Raw genomic sequence first — 22,502 nt, forward strand, 5'->3', positions numbered from 1 at the left:
ACATGCAACGCATCGTGATACTTGGCAACGCAGGCAGCGGCAAATCGACCCTGGCCCGCGAACTTGGCACACGCTTGAATTTGTCCGTGGTGCATCTGGACAGATTGTTCTGGGAGCCTAATTGGATAGAGGCCGACAATGAGGTCTTCCGCGCACGGGTCCGGCAAGCGATTGCATCGGACAGTTGGGTCTGTGAAGGCAATTACGCCCGACGCACTTTCGATCTACGCCTGCCGCGCGCAGACCTCATCATCTGGCTCGACACCCCTCGCACCACCTGCTTGCGACGTGTGCTTATACGCAGTCTGCTGGACCGGCCGCGCGCGGATAAACCCGCAGGCTGCAAGGAGAAACTGGACAAGGAGTTTCTGAACTTCCTGAGCTTTTGCTGGAACTACGATCGGCTGAGCCGACCTGGCATTGAAGCGGCGCGCATGAATATCGGGCCGCAGATTCCAGTGATTCACTTGCGCAACGCACAGGAAGTAGACGAGCTTCTGAACTGCGAAGATCAACCCTGTGGATTCACCCGCATGTACTGACTGAAATTATTGATGTGATCATCCAGGTTATCCTCGAGCATCATCCGATACTGGTCGCAAAAATACTTCAACATCGCTTCCCGCGCATCCGCCATTTCGGTGCCGGACTTGAAGTTGCGCGCACTGGCCCAGGCATTGAAGCGTGTAGTGCCGAACATCATCGATGCGCTGATCTCGCCGAGATTTTCGCAGGTCTTGAGCTGTTCGTTGGACAGTTCGATATGGGCGTCTGCCCGGTCGTAGAAGGCTTGGTCAGTGGTGTCGGCCATGGCGGGTTCCTGGTGAGCTGATGATGCGGCTATTGGAGCATATCCGGCGATCACAGTTCTAATGTGGGAGATGTCGAGCTTTAGCGAGGCTTCGATAGCGGTGTATCAGGCAACATTTATGTCGCGAGTGCCGCCGCCTTCGAAGCCTCGCTAAAGCTCGACATCTCCCACACTGATCGGTGACGCTCAGGCGAGCAACTGATCGATCCACTGCACCTGCTGCACGATCTCCTGCATTTTCTGCTCGGGCACGGCCTGCCGCGCTTGTTCGAGGCTGGCCAATGTCTTGCGTTTCTCGCGCAATATACGTTGCCACTTCGCAAGGAATTCCGGGCGACGCGCCTGCATTTGCAACGGGCCGAAGTACAGCTGCTCGGCGGTATAGGTCATCGCCTCGGTGCGTTCGGCGACGATGATTTCGTAGTAGAAGCGGTTTTCCCGCAGCAACTCTTCATGGAGGATCTGGTAGCCGTTGTCCATCAACCATTGGCGCAGCGGCTGCTCGCCGCCGTTGGGTTGCAGGATCAGGCGTTCGCGGCCGTTCAGGTGCGCCTTGCCGCTGTCGAGGATGTCGCGGATGGTCTCGCCACCCATGCCGCACAGGCTGATGGCGGTGATCGCGTCGGCCGGCTCGATGGCCGTCAAGCCATCGGCCAGGCGCACCGTGATGTGCCGCGCCAGGCCGTTATCGTTCACGGTACGCTGGGCGGCGTGAAAGGGTGTAGCGGCCACTTCCCCCGCCACGGCCGCCGCAATGGCGCCACGACGCATCAAGGCCACCGGCAGGTAGGCGTGGTCCGAGCCGATATCGGCCAGGCGCGCGCCGGCTGGCACGTGGGCCGCCACGCGCTCCAGGCGCATGGACAAGGTGTGTTGATTCAATGAGGGTTCCTTAGGATTGCCCGGAAAATCGATCCCGGCTGTTGGTCAAGTGCAGCACCATGGCCGCCCGTGCGGCGTCCGGGTCCTGGCGCTTGATAGCGTTGTAGATGGCCTCGTGTTCCAGGTTCGCCAACTGCCCCAGTTGGGTAAAGTCCGCGCCGCCGCGCTCGACGGCATTCACCTGGGTGCGCGGAATCATCGCCGTGCCCAGGTGCTGCATGATGTCGGTGAAAAACGTATTGCCGGTGGCTTCGGCGATCAGTTGGTGAAAGCGCTTGTCCTCCTCCACACAGCTGTCGTTGTTGGCCAGGGAGGCTTGGTAGTCGTCCAGCGCCTGGCGCATGTGGGCCAGTTGTGCCTCGCTCCTGCGCAGCGCGGCCAAGGCCACCGCCTGCACTTCCAGGCCCAGGCGTAATTCGAGCATGTTGCGCACGCTGGCGACCGTGTCTACATGCAGGCGCAGCCCCGGCTGCGTGTGCTGCTCCAGCACAAAGGTGCCAATGCCGTGACGCGTCTCCACCAGCCCCGACGCCTGCAACTTGGACAAGGCTTCACGCACCACGGTGCGGCTCACCCCATGCTCAAGCACGATGGTGGATTCGGACGGCAGTTTTTCACCGGGTTTGAGTTGCCCGAGCAGGATGCGCTGGGTCAGCGCCTCGACCACGCCCTGGGCCAGGTTGGTTGAGCGTTTACGCACAGGCGTCGGGCTTTCAATGGGCATGGGCTGCGGGTCCAAGGGGTTGGGCACAAGCGAGCTTATCACTCTGCCTTGAAGCAGCGCCCGTTTACCGCAAAAAACCTTTAACTTGTATGACAACACATCAAAAAATCAAAAATTTTCTGATCACAACCTTGAAGCACTCCACCTGCCTCAGCTTCTCAACATCCAATAAAAACAGCCACATAACCGAAACAGCTGGTCGACAGCTGTCCTTATAAAAACAAATTCACCCATCAACACATTGCGATTCCCAGAAAACCACTTGTATGATGTCTGTCAACAAAACAGCTAAACCCACATAAAAACAATCAGGGGGAAGTTTTCACATGGTGAGCCATTCAAGCCCAGCATCTGCCGTACCCGAAAGTGATTCAGCGCTCGCCCGCGCCGTGAGCAAAGTGAAGGGCCATGTGCTCCCGCTGTTCGTGGTCATGTTCATCCTCAACTACATCGACCGGGTCAATATCGGCTTCGTGCGCACGCACATGGAGCATGACCTGGGTATTGGCGCAGCGGCCTACGGCTTCGGCGCCGGGCTGTTCTTCATTGGCTATGCGCTGTTCGAAGTGCCGTCCAACCTGCTGCTGCAAAAAGTCGGTGCGCGTATCTGGCTGACCCGCATCATGTTCACCTGGGGCATCGTCGCCACGCTGATGGCGTTTATCCAGAACGAAACCCACTTCTACATCCTGCGTTTCTTGCTGGGTGTGGCAGAGGCAGGGTTCTTCCCCGGCGTGATCTATTACTTCACGCGCTGGTTGCCCGGCGTGGAGCGTGGCAAGGCCATCGCGATCTTCCTCAGTGGTTCGGCGGTGGCGTCGTTGATCTCCGGGCCGTTGTCGGGCGCGTTGTTGCAGATCGAAGGCTTTGGTTTGCATGGCTGGCAATGGATGTTCGGCATCGAGGGCCTGGCCTCGGTGGCGCTGGGCTTCTTCGTGTGGTTCTGGCTGGACTCCAAGCCACATGACGCCAAGTGGCTGAGCCGCGAAGAACAGGATGCGCTGGTGGGCGCCATCGATCAGGAGCAACGTGATCGCGAAGCCCTGACCACGGTAAAACCCACCCTCGGCAAGCTGCTCAAGGACCGCCAGATCCTGCTGTTCTGCGCTCTGTATTTTTGCATCCAACTGACGATCTACGCCGCCACCTTCTGGCTGCCCAGCATCATCAAGAAGATGGGCGACCTGAGTGATGTGCAGGTGGGGTTCTTCAACTCGATCCCCTGGCTGATCTCGATCATTGCCATGTACGCCTTTGCGTCGCTGTCGGGCAAGTTCAAGTTCCAGCAGGCCTGGGTCGCGGCGGCCCTGCTGATCGCGGCGGCCGGCATGTTCATGTCCACCACCGGCGGGCCGATTTTCGCTTTCGTGGCGATTTGCTTTGCGGCCATCGGGTTCAAGTCCGCGTCGTCGCTGTTCTGGCCGATCCCCCAAGGCTACCTGGATGTGCGCATCGCCGCCGCGGTGATCGCGCTGATCAATTCCATCGGCAACCTGGGCGGCTTTGTGGCGCCGACTACCTTTGGCTTTCTCGAACAAACCACCGGGTCGATTCAGGGCGGGCTGTATGGCCTGGCCTGCACTTCGGTGCTCGCGGCCATCCTAGTGTTCTTTGCCAAGACCTCACCCTCTGCCGTACCGGCCGTGCCCAGCGGCGCCGCCATCAGCAAACCTCTTTGAACTCAGCCAGGAACGCGCCATGAATACCCCTGTCGTTACTCATTTCCAAGTCATCCCCGTCGCCGGCCACGACAGCATGTTGCTGAACCTCAGCGGCGCCCACGGGCCCTACTTCACGCGCAATATCGTCATCCTCAAGGACAGCAGTGGCAACACGGGCGTGGGCGAAGTACCCGGCGGCGAGCGCATCCGTCAAACCCTGGAGGATGCCCGCAGCCTGGTGATCGGCCAGCCGATTGGCCAGTACCAGCACGTCCTCAACCAGATGCGCAGCACCTTTGCGTCCCGAGACAGCGCGGGCCGCGGCCTGCAAACCTTCGATCTGCGCATCACCATCCACGCCGTCACCGCCATGGAAGCCGCGCTGCTCGACTTGCTGGGCCAGTTTCTTGAAGTGCCGGTGGCCGCCTTGCTTGGCGAAGGCCAGCAACGCGACGCGGTGAAGATGCTCGGCTACCTGTTCTATGTGGGGGATCGCAACGCCACCGACCTGGCCTACCGCAACGAGGCCGACGCCGATGACGAGTGGTTCCGCCTGCGTCATGAAACAGCCCTGACCGCCGACGCGGTGGTGCGCCTGGCCGAAGCGGCCAAGGCCAAATACGGGTTCAACGATTTCAAGCTCAAGGGCGGCGTATTGAGCGGCGACGCAGAAATCGAAGCCGTCACCGCGCTGGCAGAGCGCTTTCCCGATGCGCGCATCACCCTTGACCCCAACGGTGCATGGTCGTTGAAAGAAGCCATCCGCTTGTGCCGCGACCAGCATCATGTGCTGGCCTACGCCGAAGACCCCTGCGGCGCAGAAAACGGCTACTCGGGCCGCGAAGTCATGGCCGAATTCCGCCGCGCCACGGGCCTGAAAACCGCCACCAACATGATCGCCACCGACTGGCGTGAAATGGGCCACGCCATCCAGCTGCAATCAGTGGACATCCCCCTCGCCGATCCACACTTCTGGACCATGCAGGGCTCGGTGCGCGTCGCGCAGATGTGCAACGACTGGGGCCTGACCTGGGGCTCGCATTCCAACAATCACTTCGATATTTCCCTGGCGATGTTCACCCAGGTGGCGGCGGCCGCACCGGGCGAGATCACCGCCATCGATACCCACTGGATCTGGCAGGATGGCCAGCGCCTGACGCGCGAACCGTTGAAGATTGAAGGGGGTTACGTAAAGGTGCCGGCCAAGCCTGGCCTGGGTGTGGATATCGATATGGACGCCGTAGCCAAGGCCCATGAGCTGTACAAAGGCATGGGCCTTGGGGCGCGGGATGACAGTGTGGCGATGCAATTCTTGATTCCGGGTTGGAGCTTTGATAACAAGCGGCCTTGTCTGGTGCGGTAATCGGCTTTAAAAACGCTCAGCGCAATTTGAGCGTGACGCAAAAAATCCGATGCCCAAACAGGCATCGGATTTTAGTCAGATCAGAAGCTCGGCTGTTTGACCTCTGGCACGTCTGCCAGAGGCCCCCTTTGCGCTACTGCCGATTGGCGATCTCCAGATCCGCCGCATCCTGCTCCAGGCCAGAGAGATCAGTGCCATTGATCATCGGCCCATAACGGCGGCTGAATTCCCAGTTGTAGGGCACGTGGTCTTTGCTGATCCCGTTGTCCCAATTCACCGACCAGGTCATCAGGCCCTTGATCGACAATCCTTTGTCGTACAAACGCTTGAATGCATGGGTTACGGCTGTCGGGTTGATCACATAACCGGTGGCAGCCGCATCGACGTTGGCGGGCAGGCCAATGACGAACTTGTCTGCCGGGATTCTGGTAAACCCGCGCGTTCCGCTCACCAGACTTTCGGTGAGGTAAAACAGGAAGTCCTCCTTCATCGCGTCGTTGTTCTGGGCAATCCAGGCGCCATTGCCGTTGTTGACCTCCTGCACCCAGATGCCGTCGCCCCCCTGGTTGTAATACTGCGGGGCGATAAAGTCGTAATAGCCTTCCAGCGCCTGGATGTAACCGACGTATTTGCCGGCGCTGGTGAGGTACGGAAACTCCGGCGCCATGCTGATGATGAAGTGTTTGCCTTGACCTGCGTAGTGGTCCTTGACCAATTTCAAGGCGGCGGGCAGGACAGTCTTGTTGTCGGCGAAATCAATCGCGCTCTGTTCAAGGTCGATATCCAGGCCATCAAAGCCATAGGTTTCTACCAAACGGATAATCTCGTTAGCCAGTGGCTGTTCGTTGCCTTTATGCAGTTCGATGTGTGCATCGGCGCCACCAAGGGAAATCAGCACCGCCCTGCCCTGGCTGTTCAGCACGCCTACCTGACGACGGAACTCGGCGTCGGACAGGTTGTACGGCTTGAAGGTTGGGATACCGTTGCCCTTCATGAAGGCCACGGCCACCACGTTGTAATCCTTTGGCACATCCGCCAGGTTCATATTGGCGAACTGGCCACGCTGGTAGCCATCGCTCGGGCCGGCAGGCCAGTTGTGCCAGAAGCCCATGAGGATCTTTTTGCCGGCAATGCTCGGCATCAGCGAAGCGGCATCGTTGAGCGGCGATTGCAGTGAGGTAAAGTCAATCTTTGACATGTTCTAATCCTTGAGAACGTGTGGGTTTAACGGCGCGGGCTTATTTGAAGTCCACATCGAAGGCTTGATAGAAGGCGTTGCCGGTGTTGGCGACGATCCACATCAACACAATCACATGCTGGCCCTTTTTGTTGGCCGGCAGTTTCACTTCATGATTGACCTTGGCCTTCAGTTCACCTGCATGGCTGTAGTACGGCACCTGGGCATAGAAGTCTTCAGCAAACGGCTGGGTTTCCAGTTGTGCGCGGGTGATGCGCTGTTTCGGATCCCAGCCATCCTTGGTGATCAGCCAGCGATAGCCACGGGTGGTGTGCGCCGCGGTGTATTCCCAGGTGACCTTGAAGGTCTGACCCGGCTCGACATTGAGCAACGGCCAGGTGAAGGCGCGGCCGAGTTTCTTGGCCATTTCCTCATGGGTGAAGTTGACGCAGTCACGGGCATCGGTCTTGCCACCGCTGAGGATGAAGCCGTCGGCGGGTGGAGTGACGCTGTCACTGTCGGTTTGATAAGGCGCCGGGAACGGACCGGCCGTCAGTGCCGGGAAGTTCTTGCCGCCTTCCATTTCATTGACCTGCCAGGTTTCCAGCAGGCCAAGATCCACGGCAACTGCGCCACGGCTGGAAGGGGATGTGACACGACCATGGCGAAGAGGTGTCTGGGTTTGTGGTTTGTTCATGTTGTGACTCCATTCACTTGATTAAGAACTCTCCTTTCTTGAAGGAGAGGATCTCAACCTAACGGAGTTGCTTTTTTTTGCCACAGGCCCATTTTTCACTCATTTTCGTTTCGTGAGCGCGCCGCCCTGAAAATACTGGATATATAACCAGTTCAATGGAGGAAACCTTACGCTGCCAGAGGTCGATTTCCTACAAGATCAGGCGCACATCAACACGCCTTCTCTCGTAAATGGCTTATCCCGTTCGTAACGGATGGGCGCTATGTCGACAAAAAGGGACGTATCTATTTTCAATCAAATAAACCGTCCTGTTTTTGGTTCATCACGTTTTGCCAATGACGACCGTTTTTTTAATTGCGGTCGCGGTAATCGGTTGCACCGTCAATTCCACCCCCAATGCCAGCATCAGCTTCTGGACCGTCTCATAACGCGTCTTTGAGCCGCCTTTCAGGGTTTTATACAGACTCTCCCGATTCACCCCCGCCGCTTCGGCAACCTTGTTCACTCCCTGGGCCTTGGCAACCTCGGCCAGCGCCTTCATAAGGACTTGCGGGTCATGGCACGCCATACTTTGCGCAAGATAGGCACTGATGGTTTGCGGGCTATCAAGGAAACGTGAAGCCTCATAGGCGCTGGTGCCGGATGTATCCAGCTCGAGGATCGGCATGTCCTCTGGTTTGAATGTCGACTTACTCATGTCATTGACCTCTCAGGGCATTGAGAATCTCTTTCGCCCGCATGTAGCCTACTGGCTACATTCTGCATAAGCCAATATTTTTTCTGATGCCAGCGGGAGCGGCAGGAACAGTCTCAACAAACATCCAATGTGGGAGGGGGCTTGCTCCCGATTGCGATGTATCTGCCACTGAAAGGTTGGCTGACCTACCGCTATCGGGCGCAAGTCGAATCGTCGCACAGCGCCTCCCACATTTTGACCTGCGCCTGGCGTCAGAAGGCCAACGAAGCGCCGTCTTCTGGAATATCCACACGCCCCTCGATGCCGTGCTGCTTGACGTAGCTGCGCAACGCCTCGCGGGTCAGGGACATGTGATTAATGGCGTCCATATGGACGGCCACGATTTTCGCGTTTTTCGCCACCTGTGCAGCGCGCAGCACGTCTTCCTCGCCCATGATGATCGAGCCTTCATACCCCGTCATCATGGCTTTCCCGGCATTAAGCACGATCACCTCGGGGTTGAATTTCTCGATGGCTTGGTCGACCTCTTTACGCCATACCGTGTCACCCGCCAGGTACAGGGTCTTGTAGCCGGGTGCTTGAAAAACCACGCCCATGGCTTCGCCTAACGGCTTTGCCAGCGCCGGCACGGCATACATCTCATCGGTGCCATGCTGGCCGCCGGTCTTGGTGATTTTAACGCCACCAAATTCCGCTTCGTCGGTCAACACACGCACATTCTTGAAACCCTGGGAACGGATCAACTGCGCGTCTTCTTCATGCTGGGCAAACAACGGGATGTCTTTGGGCAGCGCTTTTTGTGCCGCGTCGTCCCAGTGATCAAGGTGCGTGTGGGTGACGATCACAGCATCGACACCGGCAATGACCTGTGCCGGCGACTCGGTCAAATCCACCAGTGGGTTGCGCAGCTCGCTACGGTAGGTATGTTCAAACCCTGGATAGGTGCCCTTTTTGGCCAGCATCGGGTCAATCAGGAAGGTGGTACCGCCATAGGTGATCTTCACCGTCGCGTTACGCACTTGCTGAAGGTCCACTTTATGGGCGGCGTCAGGGGTGGCCGAGCCTGCCAGTGCGGGTGTGGCAGCCGCACCGCAAGCGATGCTGAAAACCAGGGGGAGCGTTGTAAGTTTCATGAATTGAGCCCTGTTGATGGATCGAGGCGTTTATTCTTGCCGAACCCCGCGAGGGCCAACAGTGGCCTGAATGACAGATAACGATATAATCGGGCCATTCGACTCCACACCAGAGGTGGCCTGATGCTCCCTATCCGCGTAGCCGTTCTCGCCTTCGATGGCGTAAGCCTGTTCCATCTTTCCGTGCCGGGGATGGTGCTGGGAACCGCCCAATCCACACCCGATGAGCCCTATTACCAGATCAATTACTGCGCAGAAGTGCCTGGCATGGTCAGCAGTGACCAGGGCCTGGGCCTTTCGGTAAGCAGTGGCCTGGAACTGATGCACACCGCCGATGTGATCATCATCCCCGCCTGGGGCGATCAATCGGTCGTGGCCTCCCCCACGCTCATCAACGCGCTACAGGTGGCCAATGCACAGGGCAAGCTGATCGTCGGCTTGTGCCTGGGCGCATTCGTGCTGGGCGATGCTGGCCTGCTGGACGAAAAGGAAGCCACCACCCACTGGGCCGCCCGCGACGAGTTTGCGCGACGCTTTCCCAGCGCGCGATTCAGGCCGGAGGTTCTTTACGTGTGTGCCGACAACATCATCACCTCCGCGGGCACCGTCGCGGCCATCGACTGCTGCCTGCACTTGATACGCCAGCGACTCGGCGCCGATGTGGCGAACCGCACTGCAAAAATGCTGGTGACCCCGCCACATCGCCAGGGTGGCCAGGCCCAATACGTTGAACACCCCGTGCCGCAACTCTTAAGCGAGACACACCTGTCGGAGGTGCTGGCATGGGCGCGCACCCATCTGGCCAGCGACCTGTCGCTCGATGTGCTGGCCGACCGGGCGAAGATGAGCCGGCGCACCTTTACCCGCCGCTTCAAGGAAGCCACCGGCACCACCGTGTCCAAATGGCTGAACGCTGAGCGCGTGGCCAGGGCGCAGGCGCTGCTGGAAACCACGGAACTGCCGGTTGAATGCATTGCAGGCGAAGTGGGGTTTGGCACCGCGCTGTCATTGAGGCAGCATTTTGCCGCGCAACTGGGCACGTCGCCTTCGGAGTATCGGAAGATGTTTTGCCTGGGGATGGGCGAGTCGGCGGCTTTCCTCGGGGTGACGCAGATCGGTGGCAGCCCATTGTAAGATGTGGCCTGAGCCCACTGCCCTACCCTCAACAGCGCGGCTCTATCTTCCCTCCCCGACATCGGAAGCGCTCTGCATGAAGCTACCTGAGATCAGTACATTCATTGCTCAATGGCCCTCCCTTGGCCTGACGCAGCCTGCCGCCTGGCGGGTGTCTCAAGACTGCGAAAACCAGGTTCTGGCCTTACTGTCACGCCTGGGCACGGGCTACCGACGCCACGGAAATTGTGCCATCCACGAAAGCGCCATTGTCGAAGAAGGCGCTGTGCTGAAGGGGCCAATCATCATCGGTGAAGGCTCATTCGTAGCAGCGGGAGCGTACCTGCGTGGGGGCGTTTATTTGGGCAGCCATTGCATTGTGGGCCCAAGCTGCGAACTGAAAAGCACCTTCATGCTTGCCGCGAGCAAGCTGGCGCACTTCAACTTTGTCGGCGACTCGTTGATAGGCGAAGGCGTCAATATTGAAGCCGGGGCGATCATCGCCAATTACCGTAACGAACTGGATGGGGCGGCTATCAAGATTCGCTATGCAGACACTGTGATCGAGACTGGTGTGAACAAATTCGGCGCCTTGATAGGCGACGGCTGCAAAATTGGCGCGAATGCAGTGATTGCTCCAGGCGCGTTACTAAAGCCAAACAGCCATGTTCCGCGTTTGGGGTTGATTGACCAGTTCGCCTACGAGTAGCGACACCCGGTAGACATGTCCTACAGCGCGCTGCACCACCTTGCTCCGTTGCCTACAGTTGCGTCAGAATCCGCCGGCTTGTGCGCTTGGATGGGCGTCTCTAAGGTGGCTCGGTCGCTGACAACTCAGTGATCGGGTTTAGTAGCCCGAGTGACAACATAAAGTGCATGAGCCTCATCGAGCAGATGTTCTTGTCTGTGCTTGATGGTGGCTGTGCGCAGGGCGCCCTCGGGCGCGCCGGCTTTGTGTGTTTCCCCGGTCTACTAACCTGCGTACAGCCGCCACCCTTTCGTTTAGTAGCGATGAGGTGCTGGCCCTAAAACAGGTACAACACACATGTATAAAGTCACGTCCAACCCTCCAAACGATCCAGACCTCAAGCTTGATCAGGCGACCCATCGCGCAATTGATCAACCCCTCGAACCATCTCCCCCACCCTCGACACCGCTGTTCAGCGTTGCCGACGACGCCAGCAACGAAACGCTCATCGCCAATAGCTATGAAACCTTTTCCTCGGTGACCGCCTTGCTGCTTGACCTCTCTGATGAACTGACAGGCAAACAGCGCGATGTCGCGTTGGCGATTCATCAGTTAAGTGAGTTGGGAGTGCTGTTGGTCGATAAGTTGATGGCGCGCGAGGCTGCTCTAGCGGCTGGCTAAACCGTCAATACCGCCGAAAACGCCGAGCCGTCGCGCCCCACGACAACTCGGCGTTTTTTTTGCCAAGGCAGGGGTTGACCTTAAAGCGAGGTTTAAGGTGAGCATGCACCAATCGGCAGGATTACTGGACTCTGGATCATGCTCAAAACCCTTATTTCCTTTGCGTTGGTCGTGATAGGTGGCGCGCTTATGACATTTGCACAGGCTGAACCCGGCCCTTCCACGGCCACTGCGAACAATCGCCAGATACTGGTGATCATGACCAACCACGCCAGCTACCCCTCAAGGACCGATACCACGGGGCTGTGGCTGACCGAGCTGACGCATTTCACCGAGGTTGTGGAAGCCGCAGGCTTCACGACGGTGTTTGCCAGCCCCAAAGGGGGTGTTGTGCCTCTGGACGAGCGCAGCCTCGGTTGGCTGTACATGGACAAGGCTGCCCGTGAACATCTGCAATCACCCACCTTGCGGGCCAGGCTGCAAAACACGCGGCCCATTGCCGATGTCGATCCGTCGCAATTTCGCGCGATCTATTTCACCGGCGGCCACGGTGTCATGTGGGACTTTCCAGGCAACCCCGACCTGCAGCGCGTCGCCCAAACCATTTACAACCAGGGCGGCATCGTCTCGGCCGTGTGCCACGGTGTGGCTGGCCTGCTGGATCTGAAGGATGAACAGGGCAAGGCGATCATCAAGGGTAAAAACATCACCGGCTTCTCCAATCGCGAAGAGCTGCTGTCGGGCATGAAGCGTGAGGTGCCGTTCTTGCTTGAAGACCGGCTGCGCAGTCAAGGGGCGCGTTACCGCAAGGGCTGGGTGCCGTTCACCTCATTTGTCATCACCGATGGCCGCCTGATCACAGGCCAGAACCCGCAATCGCCCAAGGCCGTCGCACACGCCGTGATAACCGAGCTATCCAAAGACCGATAGCGCCTGCCCCCCCCTGGAGAAGACCGATTGAACATCCAAAGCGCCGTTTTAACCGGATTGCTGCTCACCCCTTTTGCCAACCTTGCGTTGGCGGGAACGCCCGAGATGCCCAGCCCGAACGACACAACCCACATCGATATCGCCGGCCAGCAGGTACCCGTCGTCAAGGGCGGCTTGTACGACCGCTTTCGCTCCAATCCGCCGTTGTCGGTGATTGCGGCTGAAGTGCCTGGGGTTGATTTAAGCTGGTTCAAGGGGCTGGAAAAGCACAAGGTCGACATCGGTTTTGAATCCTACTCGCCCAATTTTTACTACCAGAACAGTCGGGTAACAGCGGTCTATACGGCCGACATCGATAAGCTTAGGGCGTTGATGCCGCCGCAGGTGCTGGCAGCCGTGCAGCCCTTGCAAGTCTGGCCGGGTCGCGGACTGATCGCGTTTACTGCGTACACCTATGAGCATTGCGATAACGACGCCTATAACGAAGTCGCCGTGTCGATCATCACTAACAAACCTGGCAAAGCCAACCTGGGCCCCTTCACGCTGGTGGGCCAGTCGATGTCGCAGGATTTCTGGGGCTATGTGCTCAAGCTGCCGGTCAATACCGAGCTGGCGCGGGTGCGCGGGGTGGTCGGTTACAACCTGCCGAAATGGCTGACCGGCATTGATCGCAAAGAGGACGGGCACGCGGTGGTGTATGACATTACCGATAGCCAGACCGGCAAACTGGACGTGTCGTTCAAGGCCAGAAAGCTTGAGAAACTGTCCCGTGATGTGGATCTGGTCACCAGCAGTTTCACCAATCTCGATCACCACGGCCAACTGGCCTACGGGTACGCGGTTTCCCGCCAGCTCAGCCACGCCTCCAGCCGTGACGCAGGCTCAGCCACCCTCACGCTGGGCGATGGCAGCCTGTCCAATTACCTGCGCGACCTCAAGCTGGGGAAAATGGTGAAGTACGAATACGTACCCGAGTTTCAGGGCGCGCTCTATGCGCCAAAGCCACTCGCCAGCCTGGTTGGCGAACGCTGAAGCTTTTGCGCCGGTCAGGCCCTCGGGGCCCGGCGGGCGCTTTTTCTTGTGGATGAGGCTGGAGCCACCCCTTCCTCGCGCAGACGGTTAATCAGCATCTGCGCATTCTCCGCACAGGCCATGCCCTCGGGCTTGCCTTCGATGCCCTTGATGACGTTCAGCAACTGAGCCTTGTTCTGGGCCAGCCTTTGTTGCAGAACCTCGATTTCCTCGACCTTGTGCTTGAGCCCGCTGAGCAGTTCGTCATGCTGCCAGCCACCGGCGCTCCTGGGCATTAACTGCCGAATTTCTTCCAGAGAGAAACCGGCGGCCTGGGCCCCCTTGATGATTTCCAACACCGCCTCGGTGCCGGGTGCATAGTCCCGATAGCCATTGGATTTACGCTCAACCGATTGGATCAGGCCGCTCGCCTCGTAAAAGCGGATGCGTGAGGCCGCCAGCCCGCTGATTTTTGCCAACTCGCCTATTCTCATGTCCCACCCACAAAAAACCATTGACCTTAAAGTTGACTTTAAACCTAAAGTCATTGGGCGGCCAAGGCGGCGATTCGTAGACGGCGCGCTTGCCAGACACGAATGGGCCGCAGTGGGTTAATCCGGCGCCATGATCGCGATTCGATCAGGCCATCATTTCATTTGGGAGAGGCGAACATGGGCTACGTCACCACGCGGGACGGTGTTGAAATTTTCTACAAGGACTGGGGACCACGCGATGCCCAGGTCATTTTCTTCCATCATGGCTGGCCACTGAGCGCAGATGATTGGGACGCGCAGATGCTGTTTTTCCTGGGCGAAGGTTACCGTGTCGTTGCCCACGACCGACGTGGCCATGGGCGTTCCAGCCAGGTCTGGGACGGGCACGATATGGACCACTATGCCGACGACGTCGCGGCCGTGGTCGAGCACCTGGGCGTACAAACCGCGGTGCATGTCGGTCACTCCACCGGCGGCGGTGAAGTGGTTCATTACATCGCCCGCCACGGTGAAGACCGAGTCTCGAAGGCCGCCATCATCAGCGCCGTGCCACCGCTGATGGTCCAGACCCCGAGCAACCCAGGCGGCCTGCCCAAGTCTGTGTTCGACGACTTGCAGGCGCAACTGAAAGCCAACCGGGCACAGTTCTATCATGACGTTCCGGCGGGCCCTTTCTACGGCTATAACCGCCCAGGCGCCAAGCCGTCCGAGGGCATCATCCTGAACTGGTGGCGGCAAGGCATGATGGGCTGTGCCAAGGCGCACTATGACGGGATCGTGGCGTTTTCCCAGACCGATTTCACCGAAGACTTGAAACGCATCCAGATCCCCGTTCTGGTCATGCACGGCGACGACGACCAGATCGTCCCCCATGAAAATGCCGGGGTGCTGTCCGCCAAACTGCTGAAAAACAGCACGCTGAAGATCTACCCGGGCTTCCCGCACGGTATGCCGACGACCCACGCCGATAGGATTAATGCGGATTTGCTGGCGTTCATAAGGAGCTGATCAACGGGGGGCGGGTGACTGCCCCCTCCTTAGCTTTTTGGATTTTTCATCAATTCAAATAAATACCCAGGCCAGCGCCATGGTGTAGTGGAGCGGTCGGGGGGGGGCTGCAAGGGTGTCTACCAGAGAGCGCGTCTTCAAAGGGTCGGCTGCGGCCTCCCCGACAACGCTGCGCGGCGGCCTGCCGTCGACTGAAAGAGCCGCCCGATGCGGCTTTCCGGTGGCCGGGTCCGTTGTGTAACCCGCAGCCTTACCTTTTTCGGTGATAGTCCAGATGCCATCCGTGTTGATAAGCACGGGCTCTTCGAATGTGAGTGTTACCTCTTCAGCCACTGTGACCACCATATTGTCGTTGATACTTATCGGTGTGTAAGTCTCGAACTCCCTGCCCAACGAAGCTTGCGTGGCACCTGCACTGGAAAACTTCAGCACCATCTGCTCAAGGAATGCAATGCTGCCCATATTGCTCAGCGCGCCGAAGTCCGGGTTCAGGACATGGCGTAAAAACCCCTGTTCGAGGCGGGTAGAGTCAATGGCCGAGCCGTTCAGAATGCGTGATGCCGTAGCTACATCATGCTCCTTGAAGTTGAACGTCACCCGACGGCCCTCCTGATTGTAGCCATTGTTACCGCTCAAGAGCTGGCGACCATTGTCGTGATGGCGGTAATTGCCCAGGTCATAGGCCAGCATGTCGACATATGCCAAGTTGGCTCCTTGCTCCTGCGCATAGGCGTACATCTCTGACAACAGGCTACGATCATCACGAGTCAGGAAGTCGTAACTGCTCTGGGCCATATTGCTAAAGGTCAGGGTGCCTTCGGCCACCGCAGGTTCATGTCCCAGGAAGAGCCGAGAAATCATGAGTTCACGCCCGATAGCGGAACCTGAAGAGGCGCTGACCCGCTGTTCATTCAGGCGAAGCTCCTGCCAGGCTGCGCGCCGTTCGTTGACGGTGAACGCACCGCTTTCGTCGCGAGCAATCAGCGTCAATTGATCGACCGAAAGGCCTCTGAAAGGGTTACTGGCCAAACCGTTGGCGAAGGCGGTGGCTTGCTTGGCGCGCTCAAGCAATTCCAGAACGTGAGTATCGGGAACCTCAGCATCATGCTGAGCCTTGTCAGCGAAGTATCGTTCGTCGCTGATCGCATCGAGCGGGTTGGAGCGGTTGTTGCCTGGGTCTGCCTGGCGAAGACGGACGTCACGGCTGGCAGCGTCACTCAATTGCCTCGCCAGGATCGATAAGGTGTTGACAGCATCGGCTTCAACTTCAACAACGGCGGGCGCGCCGATAGGGTCTCGAAGAGGCAACACCGAGGCTGAGCTCAAGTCACGGACAACAGTACTCCCCAGGCGGTTATTGGCTAACGACGCATCAACGCTGATAGTTACCATAAATAGCCTCGCGATCGATTAACAACGCTTTTGAGCTGCAAGTAAGCCCCGCAGGCTGATAGAGAGCGGGGCTTGCAACTTAGTCCCTATACCGAACTGTCACCGTGTCGCTGCCAGCGGGATAACCCAGTCGTGCACCGCCACCCAAAACATGATGCTTGATGGTTAGGCCCGCACCTTGGCCGAAGGGCTGCTCATTGAAGTCGGTCGACGTTCCGGAAGAGCCAGGCCAAATCGGCACGCACGTTCGCTGGGCGGTGTTATAAGGTCGCGAATAGCACAACTCAACGCTTTCTTTTATGTTTTCGGGGTAGGAGGTTGTATTCCAATCAATCCCCAACAACTGCTTGGGAACGCCAAAGGATCCGGCTGGAAAATCGGTGGGGGACAAGCTAAAAATGGCCAATCCAGTCCCACCGATAGAAATGACGTTGATAACAGTGGGCGTGACCGTTTTACTGATCATTTTTTCTTCGGCATTAACTGCACCGTAGGGGAAAAAAGTCATTCCGATCAGCAAAAAGACTAAATAACTACGGCCAGACAGGTCATACCTCGGCTTCGAATCAAGTGATGCACTTATAATCTCCATAACCTTCACCCTTTAAGTCAAAGATCAGTGTCGACACTTTAAGTAGGATTCACGCTCCAACACTGCATGACTTACAGCGTCAAGTAAGCCAGCCACTTCCTAAAAACTTGAAGTCCCCATCTGTAATACCAAGCAGTAGGACTTTGTCAGCCACTTCGTAGTCCCGCCGCCCCTCTACCTGAACCGGCCGTTTCAGGTCATGCTGCGTCCCCCCCTTTCAAGGACGAAAAAAAGCATGAAAGCTAATCTCGCCGCTCTGATCCTGATGATGTGCCTGACCGCTCCCGCATTCGCCAACGACAACCCCGTCGGTTTCCAAACCACCACCCTGCCCGACACCCTTAACAACCGCCCGTTGGAAATGGCCGTGTGGTATCCCGCCACCACCACTGCCAACCCCAAGCTGATCGCCGACAACGTGGTGTTCATCGGCGTGCTGGCCGTTCCCGATGCGGCGCCGACGCCCGGCAAGCATCCGTTGGTGGTGCTCTCCCACGGGTACGGTGGCAATTGGGGCAAACAGGCGTGGCTGGCCAGTGCGTTGGCGCAGCAGGGTTATATCGTGGCGGCGGTCAACCACCCGGGCACTACCAGCCAGGATCGCAGCGCCCAGGCCGCTGCGCAGTTATGGCAACGGCCCAGGGATTTGAGCCGGGCCATCGATGCGCTGCTGGCGCAGCCCGAGCCATTCGGTGCAGTGGATAGCGGCCGGATAGCGGTGGTGGGGCATTCCCTGGGGGGCTGGACGGTGATGGAAACGGCCGGTGCGCGTTTTGACCCGGCGCTGTTTGCCCGGGACTGCAGCGCCCATCCGACGCTGGTCGCGTGTACCGCTTACCGCGAAATGAACCCTGAAGGCACGCCGAACGGGAAGGAGCAATTGGCCGCAGACTTGAGCGACAAACGCGTCAGCGCCGTGGTGTCTTTGGACCTGGGCCTGTCGCGCGGGTTTACCGATGCAAGCCTGGCGGCGCTGCCGGTGCCCGCACTGGTGATCGCCGCCGGTGTGCCGTCAGCGGATCTGCCGGCGCAGATGGAGTCGTCCGACATGGCCAGGCGGCTGCCAAACGCCTCCACGCAGTACATGCAGATCAGCGATGCCAATCACTTCAGCTTTATGTTGCAATGCAAACCGGGCGCAGCGGCGGTGCTCGACGCGGATGTGCCCGGTGACAGCATCATTTGTCAGGATGGACCTGGCGCACGGCCACGACCCGTGATCCAGCAGCAGATAATCACGCTGATCAGCCAGTTCCTCGCACGCTGATCAGGGTTTGATGTAGGAGCGAGCTTGCTCGCGAAAAACGTCAACGATAACGCGCGCTTCCAGGTAAACCGTGGCGCGCTGAAGTTCTTCGCGAGCAAGCTCGCGCCTACAGAACAGCGGCTCACATAAGTATGAATACAAGCAAAGACACCTTCGCCTATCAAGCGGTGTACCGCTACCTCATCGAACTGATCGAGGCCTGCCCGGCTGACGGCGAACGCAAATTGCCGTCCCTGCGCCAATTGGCCCTGCGCCTGGGCGTGTCGGTGTCGACCACCAAGTACGCGTATGCATTGCTTGAGGAGCAAGGGCGGATCCAGGCCAGGCCCAAGCTCGGCTTTTTCATCGCCCCGAACTCGGCCCCCGCCATCAGCCCAAGCTCATCCCCCCTGCTCGACCAGGTATTCGCCAACGCGCGCCAACCCGGCATGCTGGCCCTGAGCAGTGATGCCCCGGCGATGCTGTTGTCGCTGGAGCAGCCCTTGTTGATGATGGAGCGCGAACTGGCCCGGCAATATCCGCGCTCGTTGACGCCGCTGTACCTACCGTTTGGCGAGCCCGAGTTGCGCACAGCCTTGGCCGAACGCTATAGCCGCTCTACTGACCATTACTGGCAAGCCGACCAGGTGTATATCGGCTCGGACCTGCACAGTGTATTGGAGGTCTCGCTCAATGCCCTGGACCTGGTGGGTACGCTCGCACTGGTGGAGTCGCCGTGTTCGTGGGCGATTCTGCGGCAATTGCAGGCGGCGAAAGTCCGTGTGATCGAAATGCCCCTCGGCGCAGATGGCCGTTTTGACCTGGACGCCCTGAACGCGCTGCTCAAGCGTGAGCCGATCCGCCTGGCGGTGCTGTCATCGACGGTGAATATGCCCCAAGGCGGTGTGATGCCCACGCAAGATAAACAGCAGATCTGCCAGTGGTTGGCCGAGCGCAATATCTGGCTGTTCGAAAACGACACCTACGGCGAGCTGTATTTCGGCCCGCCACCGGCGCGTTATCGCGACTATGCCGACCCGCACAGACTGCTGGTGTTTTCGACCTTCGACAAAATCATCGGCTCGGAAGCGCCCTACGGCTATGTGCTGTGTCGCGGGCATGCCTCAGCGTTGCAGCAGCTGTTCCTGGAGCGCAGCTTTCGCCTCTCGCCGATCCGTCAGAAAGCCATCGCCAGGCTGTTTGCGTCCAAGCGTATCGACCCCCACCTGAAGGCGTTGCGGGCACGGTTGCTGGAGCGCATGACGCAGCTCAAAACCCTGCTATTAACCCACGGCAATAGCCAGTGGCAGGTGGTCGAACCCCACGGTGGCGCTAGCTTCTGGCTCGAGGCCGCCCGCCCGGTGGAAATGCGCCAGGTGTTTGCGGACCTGCTGGGCCAACGCATCGTCATCGCGCCCGGCGAACTGTTCAGCCAACAAGGCGCCTGGCCACATCACCTGCGCCTTTGCTACACACTCGACTGGAGCAAGGACATTGCCCAGGCCGTCAAACAGCTGGCCCAGGCGCTGCGTCAAAGCCCGTAGCAATGCCGCGCTTCGGGGAACCGGCCATGGCGTACATCGTCGGCGTAACGCTCGCACGCATCGCGAATCACCGCACCGACATCCGCATATTGCTTGACGAAGCGCGGCATCGAGCCGCCGCCCAGGCCCAGCACATCCTCGGTGACCAACACCTGGCCGTCACACGCAGGCGATGCGCCAATGCCAATGGTGGGTTGGCTCGAGTCCAGGGTGATCTGCCGGGCCACGCCTTCGGCCACCCCTTCGAGCAGCAGGCTGAAGGCCCCCGCTTCCAGGTTGGCGCGAGCATCTGCGGCAATCACCGCAGCGGTTTCAGCGGTCAGGCCCTGGGCCTTGAACCCGCCCATGACGTTGACGAATTGCGGCATCAGCCCCACGTGGGCCATCACCGGCACGCCTCGGGCAACCAGGAATTCCACGGTGCCCGCCAGTGCCTGATTGGCCTCCAGCTTGACCGCATCGCAACCGGTGCGCGACAGCACCTGAGCGCAGTTGCGAAAGGCCTGCTCATACGACTCCTGGTAACTGCCAAACGGCATGTCGGCGATGACACAGGCCAAGCGCGTACTGTCGACCACCGCCCGGGTGTGGCCGATGATTTCTTCCAGTTGCATGCTCAAGGTCGAGGCCCGGCCGTAGCCGACCATGGCGGTGGAGTCACCGACCAGGATGAAGTCGACAATCGGATCGATCAGCTTGGCGATAGCGCTGGTGTAGGCGGTCAGGGAGACGATTTTCTGATGCCCCTTCATGGCGACCAATTGAGGGACAGTCATGCGTTTGGTGCGGGTGTGAATGCTCATCGGGGCTTTTTCCGTTTGCGCTGGATACTCGACCCGATTATTGGCGAAACGAAGGATGATTCAATGCACAGATCAGCGCTAAAAAGCGACCCAGGGCCCGGTCATATGTGTTGAAACTGGTATCATCCGCGCCTTTCCCTCTCAGGCACCGCGACATGAACCGCCAGAAAAAACTCCAGCAGCTGTTCAAGGCCAAAGCCAAAAAGGCCAGTGCCAAGCTGGCGCCAAAAAGCAAAGACAGATACATCAGCAAGGCCGACCGTTTGAAGCTGGAAACCGAAGCTGGCCAGGATCCGGTTACATCCCCCGAGACGCCTGCTGAGTAAGACGCATGGCTGAAGGGGTTGCCGCTTCATATTTGCCCCAGATCCGCCGCAGATGACGCGCCGAACCAAAGCCTGCGCGTTCGGCGACGGTTTCAATATCCAGGGCCGACTCGGCCAGCAGTTCACGGGCTACGGCCAGGCGCAGGCGATGCAGGTAATCCAGGGGGCTGATCTGTACGTGCTCCTGGAACAGGCGCGCCAGGTGCCGGCTGCTGGTGCAGGCCAGGCTTGCCATGCGGGTGAGTGTCCAGGCTTCGCAGGGGGCGGCGGTGATGGCATCTTGCACGCGATGGACCGCCGGGTGCAGGTGATTGCGCCCGCTCACCCAAGGCGATAGCTGCGGGTCGCTGCCGCTGCGGCGCAGGTACACCACCATGTCTCGCGCCACCGCGCACGCCAAGCGTGGCCCGGCCAGTTCGGCAACCAGGTGCAACATCAGGTCGATACCCGCTGTGACACCGGCGCTGCAACTGACCAGGCCATCGGTGACGTACAGGCGGTTTTCCAGAACCCGGGCCTTGGGGGCGAGGGCCTGCAAGGTGGCGCACAGAGAATGGTGCGTGGTGCATTGGCGCCCATCGAGCAGCCCGGCCCTGGCGGCACTCAACGCGCCGGCGCACACGCATACCAGGCGCTCGGCCGAGGGCACGAAGACGTTTTGCAACCACTGGATGAGCTGATGGCTGGCCGATTCGAAGGCCTTTTGGTGGGCTTTCGACACGTTCATCGTGGAACCCACCAATACCACCAGCGTACCGGGGGCCAGGGTCGGCGGCAGTGGCGCCAGCCCCGTCAGCGGCAAGCCGATGGAGGTGTGCAGCGTTGCCACCGGGCTGACGTACTGCAAGTCGAAATCCACCGCCGCCGGGTCATCGACTTGCGCGGCCAGGCGCAGCACTTCGGCAGGCCCGGCCAGGTCGAGCATCAGCACGTTTGGCAATAGCACGAACAGCACCGGTACGCTCACCGCTTCACTCCGCCAGTGCCTGGGCGACCGTCACGATGCGGGCGAAGCGGTCATCGAGGACCAACTCCGTGCGTTCGCGAATCTGGGCCGGCGTATAGACCCGGCCGCTGCGCGTGTGGGTCATCGGGAAGGTCAACGTCGCCTCGCTGACAAAATCCACCTTGAAGCCGCTGTCCGCAGCCTGCCGCGTGGTGGTCTCGCAGCATTGCTCGGTGCGGATGCCGCTGATGATCAGCGTGGTCACGCCCATTTCCACCAACCGAGCGGCCAGTGGCGTACCGGCCAAAGCACTGTGGTAGCGCTTATGGATCACCAGTTGCGGTTCGATCGACAGCTCGCTCAATGCCCTGACGTTGCCCGACTGCATGGAGAAATGCCCCTGGTCTTCAACATGGAAGACTTGTATCACCGGGATGCCGCGTTGAACACAGCCGTCGATGAGCGCCTGCTGTTTTTCCAGGTAGTCGGGCAGGTCATTTTCGGACCAGTAGGTTGAATGGCGGAAGGAATGTTGCGCGTCGATCACGATCAGGGCTTTATGGGTCATGGACAATCCTTGTGG

Annotated in this window: 24 protein-coding genes and 1 pseudogene; 12 read left to right on the top strand and 13 right to left on the bottom strand. The window is 59.2% G+C overall.

What is annotated here, in order from left to right; genetic code table 11:
- Window positions 1–2 precede the first annotated feature (2 nt).
- Window positions 3–542, top strand: a complete 540-nt coding sequence (locus tag BUE92_RS25630) for an AAA family ATPase (protein ID WP_073526968.1) — start codon at window positions 3–5, stop codon at window positions 540–542.
- Here the strand turns inward: BUE92_RS25630 and BUE92_RS25635 are convergent.
- The 3 genes from BUE92_RS25635 to BUE92_RS25645 all read right to left on the bottom strand — a co-directional run bounded on the left by BUE92_RS25635 (window position 512) and on the right by BUE92_RS25645 (window position 2,417).
- On the bottom strand, window positions 512–811 hold the full coding sequence (locus BUE92_RS25635; protein ID WP_073526969.1) for a DUF3144 domain-containing protein: 300 nt from the start codon (window positions 809–811) through the stop codon (window positions 512–514). The genes BUE92_RS25630 and BUE92_RS25635 overlap by 31 nt on opposite strands.
- Window positions 812–997: 186 nt before the next feature.
- Window positions 998–1,693, bottom strand: a complete 696-nt coding sequence (locus tag BUE92_RS25640) for a tRNA (adenine(22)-N(1))-methyltransferase (protein WP_073526970.1) — start codon at window positions 1,691–1,693, stop codon at window positions 998–1,000.
- Between the two features lie 10 nt (window positions 1,694–1,703).
- Window positions 1,704–2,417 (bottom strand): FadR/GntR family transcriptional regulator, encoded by a 714-nt coding sequence (locus BUE92_RS25645; RefSeq protein ID WP_073526971.1) that lies wholly within the window; start codon window positions 2,415–2,417, stop codon window positions 1,704–1,706.
- 329 nt (window positions 2,418–2,746) lie between these two features.
- Here BUE92_RS25645 and BUE92_RS25650 point away from each other — a divergent pair, with 329 nt between their 5' ends.
- Both BUE92_RS25650 and gudD read left to right on the top strand, forming a co-directional pair.
- Complete coding sequence (locus BUE92_RS25650; RefSeq protein ID WP_073527224.1) at window positions 2,747–4,096, top strand: MFS transporter; 1,350 nt, start codon at window positions 2,747–2,749, stop codon at window positions 4,094–4,096.
- A 19-nt stretch (window positions 4,097–4,115) separates the two neighbouring features.
- A complete protein-coding gene (gene gudD, locus BUE92_RS25655) occupies window positions 4,116–5,441 on the top strand; it encodes a glucarate dehydratase (protein ID WP_073526972.1) in 1,326 nt (441 codons plus the stop codon).
- A 196-nt stretch (window positions 5,442–5,637) separates the two neighbouring features.
- Here gudD and BUE92_RS25660 read toward each other — a convergent pair.
- The 4 genes and pseudogenes from BUE92_RS25660 to BUE92_RS25675 all read right to left on the bottom strand — a co-directional run.
- A pseudogene (locus BUE92_RS25660) lies at window positions 5,638–6,639 on the bottom strand (chitinase); the annotation flags it as partial.
- Between the two features lie 40 nt (window positions 6,640–6,679).
- Window positions 6,680–7,315, bottom strand: a complete 636-nt coding sequence (locus tag BUE92_RS25665; RefSeq protein ID WP_073526974.1) for a lytic polysaccharide monooxygenase auxiliary activity family 9 protein — start codon at window positions 7,313–7,315, stop codon at window positions 6,680–6,682.
- A 322-nt stretch (window positions 7,316–7,637) separates the two neighbouring features.
- Window positions 7,638–8,012, bottom strand: a complete 375-nt coding sequence (locus tag BUE92_RS25670; protein ID WP_073526975.1) for an addiction module antidote protein — start codon at window positions 8,010–8,012, stop codon at window positions 7,638–7,640.
- A 251-nt stretch (window positions 8,013–8,263) separates the two neighbouring features.
- A complete protein-coding gene (locus tag BUE92_RS25675; protein ID WP_073526976.1) occupies window positions 8,264–9,145 on the bottom strand; it encodes an MBL fold metallo-hydrolase in 882 nt (293 codons plus the stop codon).
- Between the two features lie 123 nt (window positions 9,146–9,268).
- Between BUE92_RS25675 and BUE92_RS25680 the strand changes: the two genes are divergently transcribed.
- The 5 genes from BUE92_RS25680 (at window position 9,269) to BUE92_RS25700 (ending at window position 13,589) form a co-directional block, all read left to right on the top strand.
- Window positions 9,269–10,279: a GlxA family transcriptional regulator gene (locus tag BUE92_RS25680; protein ID WP_073526977.1), complete on the top strand. Its 1,011-nt coding sequence runs from the start codon at window positions 9,269–9,271 to the stop codon at window positions 10,277–10,279.
- Between the two features lie 76 nt (window positions 10,280–10,355).
- Window positions 10,356–10,967, top strand: a complete 612-nt coding sequence (locus tag BUE92_RS25685) for a transferase (RefSeq protein ID WP_073526978.1) — start codon at window positions 10,356–10,358, stop codon at window positions 10,965–10,967.
- A gap of 336 nt (window positions 10,968–11,303) precedes the next feature.
- Entirely contained in the window at window positions 11,304–11,627 is a 324-nt protein-coding gene (locus tag BUE92_RS25690) for a DUF6124 family protein (RefSeq protein WP_073526979.1), read from the top strand.
- Between the two features lie 189 nt (window positions 11,628–11,816).
- Window positions 11,817–12,557 carry a type 1 glutamine amidotransferase domain-containing protein gene (locus BUE92_RS25695; protein WP_073527226.1) on the top strand — a complete coding sequence of 247 codons (741 nt, stop codon included), beginning with the start codon at window positions 11,817–11,819 and terminating at the stop codon, window positions 12,555–12,557.
- A 105-nt stretch (window positions 12,558–12,662) separates the two neighbouring features.
- The gene (locus BUE92_RS25700) at window positions 12,663–13,589 is read left to right on the top strand and encodes an acetoacetate decarboxylase family protein (protein WP_073527225.1); all 927 of its coding nucleotides are present in this window, start codon (window positions 12,663–12,665) and stop codon (window positions 13,587–13,589) included.
- 14 nt (window positions 13,590–13,603) lie between these two features.
- Here BUE92_RS25700 and BUE92_RS25705 read toward each other — a convergent pair whose 3' ends face one another.
- Window positions 13,604–14,062 (bottom strand): MerR family transcriptional regulator, encoded by a 459-nt coding sequence (locus BUE92_RS25705; RefSeq protein ID WP_073527227.1) that lies wholly within the window; start codon window positions 14,060–14,062, stop codon window positions 13,604–13,606.
- Window positions 14,063–14,239: 177 nt separating this feature from the next.
- Here BUE92_RS25705 and BUE92_RS25710 point away from each other — a divergent pair, with 177 nt between their 5' ends.
- Window positions 14,240–15,070: an alpha/beta fold hydrolase gene (locus tag BUE92_RS25710; RefSeq protein ID WP_073526980.1), complete on the top strand. Its 831-nt coding sequence runs from the start codon at window positions 14,240–14,242 to the stop codon at window positions 15,068–15,070.
- A gap of 54 nt (window positions 15,071–15,124) precedes the next feature.
- Here the strand turns inward: BUE92_RS25710 and BUE92_RS25715 are convergent, their stop codons facing one another.
- Together BUE92_RS25715 and BUE92_RS25720 are read right to left on the bottom strand one after the other, a co-directional pair.
- Window positions 15,125–16,462: a hypothetical protein gene (locus tag BUE92_RS25715; RefSeq protein ID WP_143170032.1), complete on the bottom strand. Its 1,338-nt coding sequence runs from the start codon at window positions 16,460–16,462 to the stop codon at window positions 15,125–15,127.
- A gap of 79 nt (window positions 16,463–16,541) precedes the next feature.
- Window positions 16,542–17,054, bottom strand: coding sequence for a hypothetical protein (locus tag BUE92_RS25720; RefSeq protein WP_073526982.1), 513 nt, complete (start codon window positions 17,052–17,054; stop codon window positions 16,542–16,544).
- Between the two features lie 235 nt (window positions 17,055–17,289).
- Between BUE92_RS25720 and BUE92_RS25725 the strand changes: the two genes are divergently transcribed.
- Window positions 17,290–18,321, top strand: coding sequence for an alpha/beta hydrolase family protein (locus tag BUE92_RS25725; RefSeq protein WP_073526983.1), 1,032 nt, complete (start codon window positions 17,290–17,292; stop codon window positions 18,319–18,321).
- Window positions 18,322–18,452: 131 nt separating this feature from the next.
- On the top strand, window positions 18,453–19,844 hold the full coding sequence (locus BUE92_RS25730) for an aminotransferase-like domain-containing protein (RefSeq protein ID WP_073526984.1): 1,392 nt from the start codon (window positions 18,453–18,455) through the stop codon (window positions 19,842–19,844).
- Here BUE92_RS25730 and panB read toward each other — a convergent pair.
- On the bottom strand, window positions 19,832–20,647 hold the full coding sequence (gene panB / locus BUE92_RS25735) for a 3-methyl-2-oxobutanoate hydroxymethyltransferase (RefSeq protein ID WP_073526985.1): 816 nt from the start codon (window positions 20,645–20,647) through the stop codon (window positions 19,832–19,834). The genes BUE92_RS25730 and panB overlap by 13 nt on opposite strands.
- A gap of 155 nt (window positions 20,648–20,802) precedes the next feature.
- On the opposite strand from panB, the gene BUE92_RS25740 reads away from it, so the two are divergent.
- Window positions 20,803–20,973, top strand: a complete 171-nt coding sequence (locus BUE92_RS25740; RefSeq protein WP_073526986.1) for a DUF2986 domain-containing protein — start codon at window positions 20,803–20,805, stop codon at window positions 20,971–20,973.
- On the opposite strand, the gene BUE92_RS25745 is transcribed toward BUE92_RS25740, so the two are convergent.
- Both BUE92_RS25745 and BUE92_RS25750 read right to left on the bottom strand, forming a co-directional pair.
- Window positions 20,945–21,940 carry a GlxA family transcriptional regulator gene (locus BUE92_RS25745; RefSeq protein ID WP_073526987.1) on the bottom strand — a complete coding sequence of 332 codons (996 nt, stop codon included), beginning with the start codon at window positions 21,938–21,940 and terminating at the stop codon, window positions 20,945–20,947. The two genes, BUE92_RS25740 and BUE92_RS25745, sit on opposite strands and share 29 nt — an antisense overlap.
- Window positions 21,941–21,944: 4 nt before the next feature.
- Complete coding sequence (locus BUE92_RS25750; protein WP_073526988.1) at window positions 21,945–22,487, bottom strand: cysteine hydrolase family protein; 543 nt, start codon at window positions 22,485–22,487, stop codon at window positions 21,945–21,947.
- Between the last annotated feature and the right edge of the window lie 15 nt (window positions 22,488–22,502).

It is taken from the genome of Pseudomonas fluorescens, assembly GCF_001902145.1.
In the GTDB taxonomy this organism is placed as follows: Bacteria; Pseudomonadota; Gammaproteobacteria; order Pseudomonadales; family Pseudomonadaceae; genus Aquipseudomonas; species Aquipseudomonas fluorescens_BV.